Annotated in this window: 13 protein-coding genes; 3 read left to right on the top strand and 10 right to left on the bottom strand. The window is 69.5% G+C overall.

Going from position 1 to position 16,468, the window contains the following annotated elements:
* Positions 1-64: 64 nt before the first annotated feature.
* From ACP4E5_RS35365 to ACP4E5_RS35350, 4 genes are all read right to left on the bottom strand, one after another.
* Positions 65-781, bottom strand: a complete 717-nt coding sequence (locus ACP4E5_RS35365) for a helical backbone metal receptor (RefSeq protein WP_425835954.1) — start codon at positions 779-781, stop codon at positions 65-67.
* A 10-nt stretch (positions 782-791) separates the two neighbouring features.
* On the bottom strand, positions 792-1,379 hold the full coding sequence (locus ACP4E5_RS35360; protein WP_425835952.1) for a helix-turn-helix domain-containing protein: 588 nt from the start codon (positions 1,377-1,379) through the stop codon (positions 792-794).
* Positions 1,380-1,571: 192 nt separating this feature from the next.
* Entirely contained in the window at positions 1,572-4,181 is a 2,610-nt protein-coding gene (locus tag ACP4E5_RS35355) for an ABC transporter permease/substrate binding protein (protein WP_425835950.1), read from the bottom strand.
* Entirely contained in the window at positions 4,174-5,316 is a 1,143-nt protein-coding gene (locus ACP4E5_RS35350) for a quaternary amine ABC transporter ATP-binding protein (RefSeq protein WP_425835948.1), read from the bottom strand. The genes ACP4E5_RS35355 and ACP4E5_RS35350 overlap by 8 nt, the downstream gene beginning before the upstream one ends.
* Before the next feature lie 300 nt (positions 5,317-5,616).
* Here ACP4E5_RS35350 and ACP4E5_RS35345 point away from each other — a divergent pair, with 300 nt between their 5' ends.
* From ACP4E5_RS35345 to ACP4E5_RS35335, 3 genes are read left to right on the top strand one after another with little or no spacing between them, the layout of a single operon-like run.
* The gene (locus ACP4E5_RS35345; protein WP_425841892.1) at positions 5,617-6,525 is read left to right on the top strand and encodes a 5'-3' exonuclease; all 909 of its coding nucleotides are present in this window, start codon (positions 5,617-5,619) and stop codon (positions 6,523-6,525) included.
* A gap of 50 nt (positions 6,526-6,575) precedes the next feature.
* On the top strand, positions 6,576-7,409 hold the full coding sequence (locus ACP4E5_RS35340) for a siderophore-interacting protein (RefSeq protein ID WP_425835946.1): 834 nt from the start codon (positions 6,576-6,578) through the stop codon (positions 7,407-7,409).
* Between the two features lie 33 nt (positions 7,410-7,442).
* The gene (locus tag ACP4E5_RS35335) at positions 7,443-8,501 is read left to right on the top strand and encodes an RluA family pseudouridine synthase (protein WP_425835944.1); all 1,059 of its coding nucleotides are present in this window, start codon (positions 7,443-7,445) and stop codon (positions 8,499-8,501) included.
* 9 nt (positions 8,502-8,510) lie between these two features.
* Here ACP4E5_RS35335 and ACP4E5_RS35330 read toward each other — a convergent pair whose 3' ends face one another.
* From ACP4E5_RS35330 to ACP4E5_RS35305, 6 genes are all read right to left on the bottom strand, one after another.
* Positions 8,511-10,079 carry a cytochrome P450 family protein gene (locus ACP4E5_RS35330; RefSeq protein ID WP_425835942.1) on the bottom strand — a complete coding sequence of 523 codons (1,569 nt, stop codon included), beginning with the start codon at positions 10,077-10,079 and terminating at the stop codon, positions 8,511-8,513.
* A 74-nt stretch (positions 10,080-10,153) separates the two neighbouring features.
* A complete protein-coding gene (locus ACP4E5_RS35325) occupies positions 10,154-10,801 on the bottom strand; it encodes a GTP-binding protein (RefSeq protein ID WP_425835940.1) in 648 nt (215 codons plus the stop codon).
* Positions 10,782-11,189 carry a DUF742 domain-containing protein gene (locus ACP4E5_RS35320; RefSeq protein ID WP_425835939.1) on the bottom strand — a complete coding sequence of 136 codons (408 nt, stop codon included), beginning with the start codon at positions 11,187-11,189 and terminating at the stop codon, positions 10,782-10,784. Before ACP4E5_RS35320 ends, ACP4E5_RS35325 begins: the two co-directional genes overlap by 20 nt.
* Positions 11,186-11,593 carry a roadblock/LC7 domain-containing protein gene (locus ACP4E5_RS35315; protein ID WP_266721521.1) on the bottom strand — a complete coding sequence of 136 codons (408 nt, stop codon included), beginning with the start codon at positions 11,591-11,593 and terminating at the stop codon, positions 11,186-11,188. The genes ACP4E5_RS35320 and ACP4E5_RS35315 overlap by 4 nt, the downstream gene beginning before the upstream one ends.
* Positions 11,590-13,287 (bottom strand): ATP-binding protein, encoded by a 1,698-nt coding sequence (locus tag ACP4E5_RS35310; protein WP_425835937.1) that lies wholly within the window; start codon positions 13,285-13,287, stop codon positions 11,590-11,592. The genes ACP4E5_RS35315 and ACP4E5_RS35310 overlap by 4 nt, the downstream gene beginning before the upstream one ends.
* 361 nt (positions 13,288-13,648) lie before the next feature.
* Positions 13,649-16,459: a DEAD/DEAH box helicase gene (locus tag ACP4E5_RS35305; RefSeq protein ID WP_425835935.1), complete on the bottom strand. Its 2,811-nt coding sequence runs from the start codon at positions 16,457-16,459 to the stop codon at positions 13,649-13,651.
* Positions 16,460-16,468 lie beyond the last annotated feature (9 nt).

Raw genomic sequence — 16,468 nt, 5'->3', positions numbered from 1 at the left:
GGCTCCGCCCCGGACCCCGCTGCTCAATCGCCGCAGGGGCTTGAGTGGGCCGGCGCCCCGCGCCTCAATCGCGGGCGGGGTTCAAAAGATGGGCGAGCACCCCCGCCGCCTCCGTCAACGACGGCCCGTACCAGGTGAGATGGCGCCCGCCGACCAGCACGCTCGCCCCGTCGAAGCACTCCGGGCCGTCGTCCGCCGTGAAGCGGTACGGCTCGTCCGGGAGGACCACCACGTCCGGGTTCCGCTCGCGGAGTTCGTCGAGCGGGATACGCGGATAGCGCTCGGCGTGCCCCGCGTACACGTTGTCGACGCCGAGCCGGGCCAGGAGGTCCCCGGCGAAGGTGTCCCGGCCGAGCACCATCCACGGCCGCCGCCAGATCGGCACGACGGCCGTCAACCGGCGCCCGGCCACGGGCGGTCGCGCCCAGGCGGCCTCCGCCGCGTCCAGCCACCGCGGCCGCTCCACCGCCCCGCACGCCCGCAGCATCCGGTCCAACTCGCGTACGGCCTGCGGCAGTTCACGCACCTCGGTGACCAGTACCTCGACGCCCACCGCCCGCAGTTCCGCGATGTCGGCAGGCCGGTTCTCCTCCTCGTTGGCGACGACCAGGTCCGGACGCAGCGCGACGATCGCGCGGACGTCGGGGTTCTTGGTGCCGCCGATCCGGGTCACGGCCAGGTCCGCCGGATGGGTGCACCAGTCGGTCGCGCCGACGAGGACCCCGGGCAGCGTCACGGCGACCGCCTCCGTCAGGGACGGCACCAGCGAGACGACGCGCACGGCCGCCGGCCTACTTCGGGCCCGGCTCGTCGACCGCGTCGATGTGCTCGGCGACCGCCACGACGACCACGCGCGCGTCCGGCACGGTCGCCCGCCACCGATGCCGCACGCCACCGGTCAGATACAGGGTGTCACCGCGGACGAGCCGGTACGCGCGCCCCTCCGCCTCGACCTCGACCGCGCCCTGCGTCACATGCATCAGCACGTCGTTGCGGAGCTGGAACTCGCGGCCCGGATCGTGGTCGCCGACGAACTCCTGGGCGTGCATCTGGTGGTGGCCACGGACCAGGGACCGTACGACGAACCCGTCCGCGTCCTCCTCGGAACCGCTCTCCACGGACGTGTCGTCCGCGCGCACCAGGTCCACGGTACGGGCGGGGTCGGCGGCGGCGAGGAGCTCGACTGCGGTGGTGCCGAGCGCGTCGGCGACCTTCTCCAGGGAGCGGCGGCTGGGCCGCGCCCGCTCGTTCTCGACCTGGCTGAGGAACGGGACCGACAGGCCGCTGCGCTCGGCGACGGCCGACAGGGTCAGTTCGAGGGAACGGCGGCGGCGCCGGACGGCCGCGCCCACGCGAAGTGATTCCTTGTGTTCGTCCATGACTTCCGCTCCCTCCCGCCGGTCGCCCTGCGTTTCCCTGTTCACGCGCCCGGTTCCTCATGTGCCCGGTTCGTTTGAATGCACCCTACGCATGTTCACCCCGCGGTTTCATGTGAGCGCGGGAAACGCCGTGAGGGGCGGGCTCCCTCACGGGAACCCGCCCCTCACGATCGGTCACGCCTCAGGCAGTGGTCAGGAAGCGGTCATCCGCTTCTCGACGTCCTGGTGCGTCTCGAGCCACTTGGAGACGGCCGCCTCCTCGTGCCCCTGGCCCTGCGTCTTGATCTCGGACTCCAGGCTCGCCAGCTCGTCCTCGCTCAGCTTGAAGTTCTTGAACCACTTCGTGAGCTGCGGGTACTTGCTGGGGAACTCCTTGTTGGCGATGGTGCGGATCTTGTCACCCGGACCCCACGCCTTCTTCGAGTCCTTGAGCTTCGTCAGCTTGTAGTCGTTGTACGCCCAGTGCGGGGACCAGAGCACGACCGCGATCGGCTCCTTCTTGGCGTACGCGCGCTTCAGCTGCGCCAGCATCGCCGGCGTGGAGCCGTCGACGACCTTGTACTCCTTGTCCAGGCCGTAGGCCGGGAGCACGTCCTTCTTCAGCAGGCTCATCTCGCCGGTACCGGCCTCGATACCGATGATCTTGCCGTCGAAGAGCTTCGACTTGCCCTTCAGGTCCTCGTAGGACTTGACGCCCTTCACGTAGGACGGAACAGAGACTTCAAGGGAGGTCGGGCTGTACCAGCTGCCCAGGTCCTTGAGGTTGTTCTTGTTCTTGTCCCAGTAGTTGGACTGCGCGTGCGGGAGCCAGGCGTCGAAGTTGACGTCCAGGTCGCCGCTGGCGAGGCCGGTGTAGACCGGGCCGACGTCCATCTGCTTGAGGTTGAGCTTGTAGCCCTTCTTCTCCAGAACGTGCTTCCAGAGGTGAGTGACCGCGATGTCCTCGTCCCACGGGAACCAGGCGACGTTCACCGGGCGCTTGGCCTCGGCCGGCGTCCCCTGCTTGACCGGGGCCACCTTGTTCACGAAGCCCGGGTTCTTCTTCAGCCAGGTCTTGACGGCGTCCTGCTGCTTGCCCTTGCCGACCTTGTTGATCTCGGCCTCAAGACTGGTGAGCTGCTTCTCGCTCATCTTGAAGTTCTTGAGCCACTTGTCGACCTCGGGGAACTGCTTGCCGAAGCCCTTGCGGGCCAGCGAGTGCACCCCGTCACCCTTGCCCCAGGCACCCTTCGGGTCCTTGAGCTTGGTGAGCTTGTAGTCGTTGTACGCCCAGTGCGGCGACCACAGCGGAACGACGATCGGCTTCTTCGCCGCGTACGCGCGCTTCAGCTGCGCCAGCATCGCCGGCGTCGAGCTGTCGACGACCTTGTACTCCTTGTCGAGGCCGTACTCCTTGAGCACCTTGCTCTTGAGCAGCCCCGTCTCACCGGCGCTGGCCTCGATGCCGGTGATCTTGCCGTCGAACTTCGACGCCTGGCCCTTCAGGTCCTCCATGGACTTGAGGTCCTTCATGTACGAAGGCACGGCCAGCTCCAGGGACGTCGGCCCATACCACGAGCCCAGGTCCTCGAGCTTGTCGCCGTACTTCTTCCAGTACTGGGCGTGCGTCGTCGGCAGCCAGGAGTCTGTCTGGAAGTCGACGCTGCCGTTGGCGAGCGAGGTGTAGAGCGGGCCCGCGTCGAACTGCTTGGTCTCGACGTCGAAGCCGCGCTGCTCGAGAATCTCCTTCCACAGGAACGTGGAGGCAACGCCCTCGTCCCACGGGATGTAGCCGATGGAGATCTTCTTGCCCTGGCCCACGTTCGTGGAACCGGCCGTCGGGCTGCCACCGGTGCTCGTCTGGCCGAACATGCCCATGCCGCCCGCGACGAGCGCGAGGACGACGACACCGACCACGGCGACCGCCGGACGGGGACGGTACGACCAGATCTTCAGGCCGTGCGTGGCCCGCAGCTTGTTCAGCGCGCGACGGCCCAGCGGGGAGACCTGCTGACCGAGCGAGCTGGTCATGCGGTCCAGGTAGACCGCCAGGATCACGATCGAGATACCGGCCTCGGCACCCAGACCGACGTTCAGCTGGCCGATGGCCTCGTTGACCGAGCCACCGAGACCGCCGGTGCCGACCATGCCCGCGATCGCGGCCATGGACAGGCCCAGCATGATGACCTGGTTGACACCCGCCATGATCGTCGGCAGCGCCAGCGGCAGCTGCACACGCCACAGCGTGTTGCGCGGCGTCGTACCGAACGCGTCGGCCGCCTCGACCAGTTCCTTGTCGACCTGCCGGATGCCCAGCTCGGTCATGCGCACGCCCGGCGGCACCGCGAAGATCAGCGTCGCGACGATACCGGCCGGAGCGCCCGAGCCGAAGAACAGGATGGCCGGGATCAGGTAGACCATCGCCGGCAGCGTCTGCATCAGGTCCAGGACCGGACGGAACAGATTGCTGATCCGGTTCGAGCGGGCCGCCCAGATACCGAGGGGCACGCCGATGATCAACGCGATGATCGTCGACACGAGGACGAGCGACAGCGTCAGCATCGCGTCGTCCCACAGCTCGAGGTTCTGGATGAACCAGAACCCGATGAAGGTCAGTACGCCGCCGAGTGTGCCGCGCAGCCAGAACGCGATGACGGCGAAGATGCCCGCGAGCAGGAGCGGTTCCGGCGCCTGCAGAACATCACTCAGGCCGTTGTAGACACCGTTGAAGATGTCCTCGAAGAAGCCGAACAGCCAGTCGAGGTGGGTCAGCATCCACTGGACGACGCTGTTGACCCAGTCACCGAAGGGAATCCTAGGCACCGGCATTCACCTTCTCCGCCGGCTCGTCGCCCTCGCCACGCGGCGAAGGGACGGCGTCCTTCTTGTCCTTCGTGAGGCCGGTGGCCTCACCGTTCGCACCGTTCTCGACGGTCTTCATCGGCTCGCCGAGCACGGCGAGCAGCCGCTCGCGCGGCACCACACCCTGGAGTTCACCCTCGTCGTCGACGACGGCGACGGGTATCTCGCTCGTCGAGCACGGCGTGAACAGGTCGATGATCGGCGCGTCCTGGTGGACCTTCGCCGGCGCATCGGCCATGTCGTAGCCGTCCTCCGCGTCCGCCATGATCGCCCGCGCGCTCAGCACACGGGAACGGTCGACGTCCTGAGTGAAGGACGCCACGTAGTCATTGGCCGGCGTGACGAGGATGTCCTCGGCCGAACCGATCTGAACGATGCGACCGTCACGCATGACCGCGATGTTGTCGCCCAAACGCATGGCCTCGTTCAGGTCGTGCGTGATGAAGACGATCGTCTTCTTCAGCGTCTTCTGCAGCTCCAGGAGCTGGTCCTGCATGTCGCGACGGATCAGCGGGTCGAGCGCACTGAACGACTCGTCCATCAGCAGCAGATCGGCGTCCGTGGCGAGCGCGCGGGCCAGGCCCACACGCTGCTGCATACCGCCGGACAGCTCGTCGGGGAAGGACTTCTCCCACCCCTCAAGACCCGCCAGACGCAGCGCCTCGATCGCCCGCTCCTCGCGCTCCGCACGCGGAACGCCCTGCACCTCCAGGCCGTAGCCCGCGTTCTCCATCACCGAACGGTGCGGGAACAGCGCGAAGTGCTGGAACACCATGCTGATCTTGTGGGAACGCACCTCACGCAGGTCCTTGGGAGCCAGCGTCGTCAGGTCCTGCCCGTCGAAGCGCACGTGTCCCGCGGTGGGCTCCAGGAGTCCGTTCAGCATCCGCAGGAGCGTGGACTTACCGGAACCCGACAGACCCATGACGACGAAGATCTGGCCGGACTCCACCGTGAACGACGCGTCGATCACGGCGGCGGTGGTTCCTTCGGCGCGCAGCTCCTCACGGTCTGCACCGCTGCGGAGCTTCTCCACAGCCTCATCGGGTCGTCTGCCGAACACCTTGTACAGGTCTTCGGCTTCAAGCCTGGACACATACACCTCTCGGGTCGAAACAACACGGCCCGCCTCCCCCGCCGGCGGGCCGTAGAGCGATACGGATCTGTCCGCTTGACCGGTCGACCTCAATAGTTGAAGTACGGACCGGCACCGCTCCGTGGCCGCGCCTGCCCCCGTTTATCCGAAACAAACGGAGGAGTTACCCAGTTCACACCATGTTCACTCACACCGATCGAATACTCACGGTCGGTGACTGTCAGTGGCGTGCGGCATGATGCGAACGTGACCCAGACGACATCCACGACAGGATCGGCGGCGCGGTCGGACCACCGTCTGATGCTGCTCGACACCGCATCTCTGTACTTCCGGGCCTACTTCGGCGTGCCGGACTCGGTGAAGGCCCCGGACGGCACCCCGGTGAACGCGGTGCGCGGGCTCCTCGAATTCATCACCCGCCTCGTGCACGACCACCGCCCCACCCATCTGGTGGCGTGCATGGACGCGGACTGGCGCCCCCAGTGGCGCGTCGACCTCATCCCCTCGTACAAGGCGCACCGCGTCGCCGAGGAGACGGCGGCCGGGACGCCGGACGCGGAGGAGATCCCCGACACCCTCTCCCCGCAGGTCCCGGTCATCGAGGCCGTGCTCGACGCGGTGGGCATCGCGCGCGTGGGCGTGGAGGGGTACGAGGCGGACGACGTGATCGGCACGTTCACGGGACGCGCCGAGGGGCCGGTCGACATCGTCACCGGCGACCGCGACCTCTTCCAGCTGGTCGACGACAAGCTGGAGCGGCGCGTCCTCTACCCACTGAAGGGTGTCGGCACGTTGCAGGTGACGGACGAGGACCTGCTCCGCGAGAAGTACGGGGTGGACGGCTCCGGATACGCGGACATGGCGCTGCTGCGCGGCGACCCGAGCGACGGACTGCCGGGCGTGCCCGGCATCGGCGAGAAGACGGCGGCGAAGCTGCTCGCACAGTTCGGGGACCTGGCCGGGATCATGGCGGCCGTCGACGACCCGAAGTCGAAGCTGACGCCGACGCAGCGGCGGCGGCTCGACGAGGCGCGCCCGTACCTGGCCGTGGCGCCGACGGTGGTGCTCGTCGCCGGGGACGTACCGCTGCCGGAGGTGGACACGGCGCTGCCGCGCGAGCCGCGCGATCCCGCGGCCTTGGAGGAGCTGGCGAGCCGCTGGGGCTTGGGAGGTTCTTTGCAACGCCTCCTCGCCACGCTCTCGGAATGAGGTGTTAGCTTAGGTATACCTAACTAATAGTGGATCAAGGGAGATCGTCCATGGCCGAGCGCCCCGCACGCCCGCCCCGCAAGGCCCGCTCCGCACAGGTCGTGCGCACCGAGAGCCTCACGCCCCACATGCGGCGGGTGGTGCTCGGCGGTGAGGGCCTCGCGGACTTCCCGCAGGAGCTCGAACACACCGACCACTACGTGAAGTTGCTCTTCGCGCCGGCCGGGGTGACCTACGAGGAGCCCTTCGACATCGCCCGGATCCGCGAGGAGCTGCCCCGCGACCAGTGGCCCGTGACGCGTACGTACACGGTGCGCACATGGGACCCGCGGACCCTTGAGCTCACCCTCGACTTCGTGGTGCACGGCGACCAGGGCCTGGCCGGGCCGTGGGCCGCGAGCGTCGAGGTGGGCGAGACCATCCATTTCATGGGTCCCGGCGGCGCCTACCACCCCGACACCACGGCGGACTGGCACCTGATCGCCGGTGACGAGAGCGCCCTGCCGGCGGTCGCCACCGCCCTCGAAGCGCTGCCCGAGGGCACGCGGGCGCACGCCTTCATCGAGGTCGAGGGCCCCGAGGAGGAGCAGAAGATCGACTCCCCCGTCGAGGTCACCTGGCTGCACCGCGCGGGCCGCCCGGTCGGCCGCGCGCTCATCGACGCGGTGACCGGGCTCGACTTCCCCGAGGGCCGCCCGCACGTGTTCGTGCACGGCGAGGCCGGCTTCGTGAAGGAGCTGCGCCGGCATCTGCGGATCGACCGCGCGATCCCGCGCGAGGACCTGTCGATCTCCGGCTACTGGCGCCTCGGGCACAACGAGGACGGCTGGCAGGCCTCGAAGCGCGACTGGAACGCGCAGGTGGAGGCCGAGCAGGAGGCCTGATCCCGGGCCCCGGCCCCCGTACCCTTTCCCCCTGTGAGACGACGCAAGCGCCCCGCCCCGCCACCCTCCCCGCTCCCGCAGCGCGAAGGCATCGACGCCGTTCGCCTGCGGATGCCGGAGGGCGGTCCGGGGAGCACCGTCCGGGACCACCTCGTGCAGCGGCTCCCCGCCGAGGACGCGGTGATCGACCAGATGATCGCGCAGGGGGCGTTCGTGACCGCGGACGGGCGCCCGGTCACCGCCGACAGCCCCTACGAGGCGGGCGGCACCGTGTGGTTCCACCGGGAGCTCGCGCCCGAGGTCCCCGTGCCGTTCGCCGTCGAGGTCGTGTACCGCGACGAGCACATCGTGATCGCCGACAAGCCGCACTTCCTCGCCACGACGCCGCGCGGCAGCCATGTCACCGAGACCGCGCTCGCCCGGCTCCGCCGCGACCTCGGCATCGAGCGGCTGAGCCCGGCCCATCGCCTGGATCGCCTGACGGCCGGGCTCGTCCTGTTCGTCGTGCGGCCCGAGGAGCGCGGCCACTACCAGACCCTGTTCCGCGACCGCCGGGTCACCAAGGAGTACGAGGCCGTGGCCGCGTACGACCCGAAGGTCGAGCTGCCCGTCACCCTGCGCGGCCGGATTGAGAAGGAACCGGGACGGCTCGCCGCGTTCGAGGTGCCCGGCGGTGAGCCGAACGCCGAGAGCCGCATCGAACTCGCCGAACTCAAGGGGGACCTGGCGCTGTACCGCCTCACCCCGCACACCGGCCGCACGCACCAGCTGCGCGTCCACATGAACCGCGCCGGTCTGCCGATCCTCGGCGACCCGTTCTTCCCGGAAGTCGCCGACCGCGCGGCGGACGACGACTTCCGGCGCCCCCTCCAACTCCTCTCCCGGACCCTGGAGTTCACGGACCCGGTGAGCGGCCGCGAGCACCGCTTCGTGAGCCGGAGGGAACTCGCGGCCTGGACCTCGTACGAGGAGTGGGACCGGGGGCCCGGTCAGAAGACCGGGTCAGGCGTCCGGATGGGGAAGCCGGATGACGAAGCAGGACACGCAGGCGGACGGAAAGCCGGACAAGAAACCGGACAAGAAGCCGGTTAGGAAGCCGGCTCACTCACCGCGCCACCAGCGCAGGAAACGCTGCCACGCACCGAGCCGCCGGACCGGCTCCTGCGGGTTCGGATGCGCGTACGGGTACGGCGGCTGCGCGGCCTGATCGGGGGCCACCGGCGCGGAGGGCGCGGCCATCGGCTGTGCGGCGGGCGGTGTCGCGGCCGGGAGTGGCGCGGCCGGCTGCGTCGTGGGCGGCAGGCCCGAGGAGATCTTCCAGTCCGGCCGTTGCGAGGGCACCTTGCCCGGCTGGGACTTCACGTCCTGCGGCGGACGCGGCGTGAAGTCCACCGGCAGCTCCACCAGATGCCGCCCCATGATCGTCGAGACCCACCTCAACTCGCTCTCGGGGATCTCGAGTTCGGCGTCGGGCAGACGCATCAGGAACGCGTCGACCCCGATCTCCGCCAGGGCGCGCCCGATGTCCTGACCGGGGCACTCGTGCGGGCCGCCACCGAACGCGAGGTGCGAGCGGTTGCCCTGCATGTGAGCGCCGGGTTCGGGGCGCACCCTCGGGTCCGCGTTGCCCGGCTGGATGCCGAAGATCAGGCCGTCCCCGGCGCGGATGCGCTGCCCGCCCAGCTCCGTGTCCGCCTTGGCGAAGTAGCCGACGTTGGCGCTGAACGGCGGCTCGTCCCACAGCGACTGCTCGACCGCCTCCGGCACGGTCATCTGCCCGCCGTTGAGCCGCGCGCGGAACCGGGGGTCGGTGAGCACCACGCGCAGCACGTTCACCATGAGGTTGGCCGAACCCTCGTACGTGGCGATGAGGATGAGCCGCAGAGTCTGCGCGACCTCGTCGTCGGTGAGCGCGGAGGGGGAGGTGATGAGGGTGCTGGTGAAGTCGTCCTCGAGCGGCTCGGCGCGGCGCCGCACGGCGAGGTCCATCAGGATGCCCATCAGGTACTCGTTGCACGCGATGGCCGTCTCGCCGCCCTTGAGCAGGTCGCGGGTGGCCTGCACGATGCGCTCGCTGTACGCCTCGGGGGCGCCGAGCAACTCCAGCATCACCATCATCGGGAGGTGCTCGGCGAACTCGCTGACGACCTCGCAGCGGCCGCGCTCGGAGAACCGGTTGATGATCTCCTGCGTGGCCCTGTTGATGGCGCGGCGCAGCTCACGGTGTTCGACGGTCTCGACGGCGTCGTTGACCGGGCTGCGCAGCCGCCGGTGCTCGGCGCCCTCCTCCATCGCGCACATGGGCTGAAAGGTGAAGACCGGGGCGAGCGGGTGCGTGGGCTTGACGGTGCCGTCCTTGATGGCGTTCCAGTTCCGGGAGTCCCGGTTGAACAGCGCGGTGGTGCTCACCATCTGCAGGTTCTCGGTGTGCCCGAGCACCGCCCACATGGGGACGTCCTCGTGGATGAGCGCCGGGGCGACCGGGCCGTACTCGGCGCGGAGTTTCTCGTAGACACCGGCGAGGTTCTCGTCCGCCTCGGGACCGTAGAGCCGGCGAAGGCCGTCGGGGCCGAAGGCGTGGGCGGGGCAGCCGGGCGGCGGCTCGAGCGGGGAGTCTCCGAGTGCGTCGAATGCGGTGGGCGACTGTGGAGGCTGGGAGGGTGACGTCACGGGAATGCTCCGGTCGGTGTGGTTCGACGGAAGAAAAGTGAACTGCGTGCGGGAACGGGGGTGTTGACGTGCCATCAGGCGTGATGCAGCGCCATCTCGTGCAGGAATCGCATCAGCGTGAGCAGCACCTCTCGGCTCGACGCCCTGCGACGCACGTCGCAGTCGAGGATGGGGACGTGCGGGTCCAGGTCGAGCGCCGTGCGCAGCTCCTCCGCGGGATAGCGCGGCCCGTCGGGGAAGGTGTTGTTGGCGATCACGAACGGCACCCCGCGCTCCTCGAGCCGCCCGATCACGTCGAAGCTGACTTCGAGGCGGCGGGTGTCGACAAGCACGACGGCGCCGAGCGCGCCCTCGAACAGCCCGTTCCACAGGAACCAGAACCGCTCCTGCCCCGGCGTGCCGAAGAGGTACAGGACGAGTTCGTCGGTGACGCCGATCCGGCCGAAGTCCATGGCCACCGTCGTGGCGGTCTTGGTCTCCGAACCGTAGTTGTCGTCGACGCCGATGCCCGCCTGCGTCATGGTCTCTTCGGTGGTGAGCGGTCGGATCTCGCTGACGGAGCCGACCATGGTGGTCTTGCCGACACCGAAGCCGCCCACGATGACGATCTTGACGGCCGACGTGACGGTGTCGGGCAGTCGTTCCTCGGCCCGGGGCCCCGGAATGCGGACAGTCATCGCGGCGTCGGTCCCGGGCGTGCTGTCAGAGCTTCTGTAGTCCATGCATCACCGCTTCGAGAAGGGAACGGTCCGCGACCGCGCCGCGGATCACCGGCGCGCGCGCCTGTACCAGCTCGGCCGCGAGGAGTTCGCCGAGCAGCACGGTGACCACGCTGAACGGCAGATTGAGGTAGGCCGAGATCTCGGCCGTCGACAGAGGCGTCCTGCACAGGCGGATGACGGCGGCCTGCTCGGGCGGCGACGCCGGGGGCGGATCGCCGCGCGCCACGATCAGCGTCACCAGGTCGAGCGGCGCGCGGTCGCTACCGTCGGTGCCGCCCGTGATGACGTAGAGACGCTCGGGGTCGGGCTTTCCGTCGCCCTGCTGCGTGCGGCGCTCGCGCTTGGGCGGCGGTTCCCGGAACGGAGGTTCGGGTGGCCGGTGCGTCATACGGTCTGGCCGTTGCGCCGAGGCGGACTCGTCAGATGGGCGCCGATCCGGATGACGAGATCGCGCATCTGGTGGCTGACGAGGCCCGCGTCGACGAACTGGTCGGCGAGCACGGCGAGATACGCGCCCTTGCCCGCGGCCATCAGATAGAAGAAGCCGCCGTCGACCTCGATGATGACCATGTTCATCTTGCCGCTGCTCTCCGGGATCTCCGTGGCGACGGCGGAGGCGAGCGACTGAAGTCCCGCGCAGGCGGCGGCGATCCGGTCGGCGGCGTCGGGGTCACCGCCGTAGCGGGCGATGCGCAGCCCGTCCGAGGAGAGCACGACCACCTGCTTCACATTGGGCACGCACTCGGCGAGCTCCTTGAGCATCCAGTCGAAATTGGCCCGTTGCTGGATCACTGGCGGTCTCCCTCGTCGACCTGCTGGTTGTACGCGTCGTCATGCGGCTTGGCCGAGCCCTCCGGGTCCTGCGCGGTGTGCCCCGCCGCGTCGGCCGCCTCGGCCTGGCCCCCCTCGGGCCGCAGTCCGTTCATGAACGCCTCGACCCACAGGCCGGGTTCGGGCTGTTCGGCCCCGCCGTGCTGGTCCGGCTCCCCGGTCGGGGCGGAGGCCGGTGCCGGAGTCCCGTACGCCGCCGGGCCGGGCTGCGCCGCGGGCGGCGTCGAGAGGTCCGGGTTGCGGGGCGTCACGATGATCTGGTCCTCGATGACCTTCGTGTCGTACTTCCTGCGCCGCTGCGGCAGGCCGTTGGCCCGCCATTCCGTGACCACGGGAACGTCGTCCTCCATCGCGGCGACGAGCGGGGCGGAGGGGCGCGGTCCGGTGACGGGGCGCGGTCCCGTGGTGGGGCGGCGCGTCTTCTTCAGGCGCGGCTCCTCCTTGACCGGGAGGCCCTTGTGGTCGACGCGGGGCACCGCGGAGGCGCCGATGCCGTGGGCGAGGCCCGGGGCGGGCTGGGTGCTCATCATGTCGCGCGGCACCACGAGCACCGCGCGCACGCCGCCGTACGCGGACTGGCGCAGCGAGATCTGCATGTCGTACATCGCGCACAGCCGGCCCACGATCGCGAGGCCGAGCCGCGGGTTCTCGCCGAGGTCGTTGAGGTCGTAGCCGGCCTTGGCCTTGTCCAGCATGCCCTCGGTCTTGCGGCGCTGCTCCTCGCTGAGGCTGACGCCGCCGTCCTCGATCTCGATGGCGACACCGGTCTGCACCTCGACCGCGGTCACGTGCACGCGGGTCGTCGGCGGCGAGTAGCGGGTCGCGTTGTCGAGGAGTTCGGCGCAGGCGTGGATGACGGGCTCGACGGATACGCCCCTGATGGCCACGTCGCAGATGGCGTGCAGGTCGATGCGCGGGTACTCGAGGATGCGCGACATGGCGCCGCGCAGCACGCTGTAGAGCTTGACGGGCTTGGGCCACTGCCGGCCGGGGCGGGCGCCGCCGAGGACGGTGACGGAGTCGGCGAGGCGGCCGATCAGGGCCGTGCCGTGGTCGACGCGGAGCAGGTCGTCGAAGACCTCGGGGTTGCGGCCGTGGTCCTCCTCCATCTCGCGGAGTTCCTCGGCCTGCTTGTGCACGATGGCCTGGACGCGGCGGGCGACGGAGACGAAGGCGCGCTGCGCGGCGTCCCGCATCGTGATCTCGCGGTCGATCTCCTTGAGGGCCACGCTCATCAACTCGCGCTCGCCCGGCGTGACATCGCGGAAGGCGGGCTCGGAGTCGCAGGTGTTGCGGACGGCGTCGTGCGGCCTGTCGCCGGCGCCCATCCGGTACAGGGCGTGCGGGAAGACCTCCTTGGCCACCCGCATCGTGCGGTGCTCCTGGGCGGCTATATGGGCTTCCAACTCGGCTACGTGCTGGGTGTATTGGGCGCGCTGTGCCCTGTTGACGCGGCCTCGGCGGACCGCTTCGGCGGAGACGGCGAGCACGAGGAGCATGCCGAGCGCGCCGCACAGGGCGACGGCAGGTCGGGCGGGCTCCGTGACCAGGGCGGCGGCTGCTCCGGTGGCGGCCGCCATGACCATGGCGGGCAGCAACAGCACGCGCAGATAGGGAACTTCTCGGCCACCGGGAGGCGATTGAACACTCACCATGTATGCCCTCTGAACGGTCGGGTCTGGGAACGTCGGAGATTCAGGATGGTTCGTGACGCTTGAGGTGCGCCGCATCGGGGATGCTTCGGCGCATAAGTGAACAAGCGGCCGAATCCATCTCAACTCGGTGCGCTGCGAGCGAGCTTAGTCCGACCGGATCATCGCCGGGTCATATTCAGCAAGGCCATGAAATCGGCCCCAGGACAGGAATACACTCGCTGCATTTACACGCTCGGTCGTGATTCGCACACATGGAGCAATGGCGTCCGCGCGCACGAACGCGCCCGAACGCAGCGGCGGGTCCACCTGGCATCCAGGTGGACCCGCCGACGTGGTGCTCCGCTGCGGAGCGCGGTGTTTCCTACCCCACGGAGGAGTACGCGACGACTCCCCTGCGCACGGCGTCCACGGCCTTGCGCGCGTTGCGCCCCACCGTGGAGTTCTCCGTGGGCGCGGCCGCCGCGATCTGCCCCAGCACGTCGATGACCTGCTTGCACCAGCGCACGAAGTCGCCGGCCGGCATCTCGGCCTCCCGCAGCACCTCGTCGAGCCCCTTCCCGGAGGCCCACTGGTACGCGATCCAGGCGAAGCCGAGGTCGGGCTCGCGCTGGCCCACGCCCTCCGCCTGGTTGATCCGGAACTCCTCCTCCAGGGCGTCGAGCCGACCCCAGATCCGCACCATCTCGCCGAGCGCCGCCTTGGCCTTCCCCGCGGGCAGCTTGGGCGCGAGCGCGTCGTCCGCGACCCGCGCCTCGAACACCAACGCCGAGACGCACGCCGCGAGTTCGGCCGGGTTCAGGTCCTCCCAGACGCCGTCCCGCAGACATTCACTGGCGAGCAGGTCCAGCTCGCCGTAGAGGCGGGCGAGCCGCTTGCCGTGCTCGGTCACCTCGTCGCCGCGCAGATAGTCCATCTCGGTCAGCAACTTGACGATGCGGTCGAAGGTCCGCGCGATCGTGTTGGTGCGCCCCTCGATCCGCCGCTCCAGCTGCCCGGTGTCCCGCTTGAGGCGGTAGTAGCGCTCGGCCCACCGCGCGTGGTCCTCGCGGTCGGAGCAACCGTGGCACGGATGCGCCCGCAGCTCGGCCCGCAGCCGCGTGATCTCCCGGTCGTCCGCGGCCTGCGAGCGGCCCTTCTTCTTGTGCCGGTCCGGCACGATGTGGCCGGCCTTGGTGCGCAGCGCGGAGGCGAGGTCGCGCCGGGACTGCGGCGAGCGCGGGTTGAACGACTTCGGGATCCGCATCCGCTCCAGCGCCTCCACGGGCACCGGGAAGTCGATCGAGGCGAGCCGCTTGACCTGGCGCTCGGCGGTCAGCACGAGCGGTCTCGGCCCGTCGTGGTGCTCGAAACCGCGATGCCCGTTGGACCGGCCGGCCGGCAGGCCCGGGTCGAGCACGAGCGCGAGGCCCGCGAACTTCCCCGTCGGCACATGGATGACGTCGCCGGGCTTGAGCTTCTCCAGCGCGGCCGCCGCCTGCACGCGCCGCTGCGCGGCGCCCTGCTTGGCCAACTCGGTCTCGCGGTCCTTGAGTTCGCGCCGCAGCCGGGCGTACTCCTCGAAGTCGCCGAGGTGGCAGGTCATGGACTCCTTGTAGCCCTCGAGCCCCTCCTCGTTCTTCTGCACCTGACGCGAGATGCCGACGACGGACTTGTCCGCCTGGAACTGGGCGAACGAGGTCTCCAGGAGCTCCCTCGACCGGTGCCGGCCGAACTGCTCGACCAGGTTCACCGCCATGTTGTACGACGGCCGGAAGCTCGACTTGAGCGGGTACGTGCGCGTGCCCGCGAGGCCCGCCAGGTACTCGGGGCTGAAGCCGCGCTGCCACAACACCACGGCGTGGCCCTCGACATCGATGCCTCGGCGCCCTGCGCGGCCCGTGAGCTGCGTGTACTCGCCGGGCGTGATGTCCGCGTGCTGCTCGCCGTTCCACTTGACGAGCTTCTCCAACACCACCGACCTGGCGGGCATGTTGATGCCGAGCGCCAGTGTCTCCGTCGCGAACACGGCCTTCACCAGGCCGCGTACGAACAGCTCCTCGACGACCTCCTTGAAGGTCGGCAGCATGCCCGCGTGGTGCGCGGCGATGCCGCGCTCGAGGCCTTCGAGCCACTCGAAGTAGCCGAGGACGTGCAGATCCTCGTCGGGAATCGCCGCCGTGCGCTCCTCGACTATCGAACGGACCTCGGCCCGCGCGTCCTCGTCGTTGAGCCGGAGGCCCGCGTACAGACACTGCTGGACGGCGGCCTCGCAGGCGGCCCGGCTGAAGATGAACGTGATGGCGGGCAGCAGGCCCTCGGAGTCGAGGCGCTCGATGACCTCGGGGCGGCCCGGCGTCCAGATCCTCGAGCGCTGCCTGCGCTCCCGCTCCCGGTCGGCCTCGCGCATGTGCCGGCCGCGTCTGCGGTCCTGGTACGAGGGGCGGCTGGCCTCCATGCGCGCCATCCGCGTCAGGTCGGGGTTGACCGCCTTCTTGCTGCCCTCGCCCTCCTCGAAGAGGTCGTACATCCGGCGCCCGGCGAGCACGTGCTGGAACAGCGGGACGGGCCGGTGCTCGGAGACGATCACCTCGGTGTCGCCGCGCACGGTGTCGAGCCAGTCGCCGAACTCCTCCGCGTTCGACACCGTCGCCGACAGGGAGACGAGTGTCACGGACTCCTGGAGGTGAATGATCACCTCTTCCCAGACGGCGCCGCGGAAGCGGTCGGAGAGGTAGTGCACCTCGTCCATGACGACGTAGCCGAGCCCGAGGAGCGACTGCGAGCCCGCGTACAGCATGTTGCGCAGCACTTCGGTGGTCATGACGACCACGGGTGCGTCGCTGTTCACACTGTTGTCGCCCGTGAGCAGGCCGACCCTGTCCGCGCCGTAGCGCTTCGAGAGGTCCTGGTACTTCTGGTTCGACAGCGCCTTGATGGGTGTCGTGTAGAAACACTTCTTGCCCTGCTGAAGGGCGAGGTGTACGGCGAACTCGCCGACGATCGTCTTGCCGGAGCCGGTGGGCGCCGCGACCAGGACGCCCTTGCCCGCCTCCAGCGCCTGGCACGCCTCGATCTGGAAGGGGTCGAGGCCGAAGTCGTACATCTCGCGGAAGGACGCGAGCGCGGTGGCCTGCTCGGCGGCCCGCTTACGGGCTGCCGCATACCGCTCGGCCGGTGAGAGGTCCTCTGTCATCGTGCTTTC

The organism is Streptomyces fractus (assembly GCF_049844455.1).
GTDB lineage: Bacteria > Actinomycetota > Actinomycetes > Streptomycetales > Streptomycetaceae > Streptomyces > Streptomyces fractus.
This window is presented reverse-complemented; position numbering and strand designations above follow the sequence as displayed.

Coding starts and splice junctions, on each gene's coding strand:
- ACP4E5_RS35360 (WP_425835952.1), bottom strand. CDS start 1,379: ATGGACGAACACAAGGAATCACTTCGCGTGGGCGCGGCCGTCCGGCGC.
- ACP4E5_RS35345 (WP_425841892.1), top strand. CDS start 5,617: ATGCTGCTCGACACCGCATCTCTGTACTTCCGGGCCTACTTCGGCGTG.
- ACP4E5_RS35340 (WP_425835946.1), top strand. CDS start 6,576: ATGGCCGAGCGCCCCGCACGCCCGCCCCGCAAGGCCCGCTCCGCACAG.
- ACP4E5_RS35325 (WP_425835940.1), bottom strand. CDS start 10,801: ATGGACTACAGAAGCTCTGACAGCACGCCCGGGACCGACGCCGCGATG.
- ACP4E5_RS35320 (WP_425835939.1), bottom strand. CDS start 11,189: ATGACGCACCGGCCACCCGAACCTCCGTTCCGGGAACCGCCGCCCAAG.
- ACP4E5_RS35310 (WP_425835937.1), bottom strand. CDS start 13,287: ATGGTGAGTGTTCAATCGCCTCCCGGTGGCCGAGAAGTTCCCTATCTG.
- ACP4E5_RS35305 (WP_425835935.1), bottom strand. CDS start 16,459: ATGACAGAGGACCTCTCACCGGCCGAGCGGTATGCGGCAGCCCGTAAG.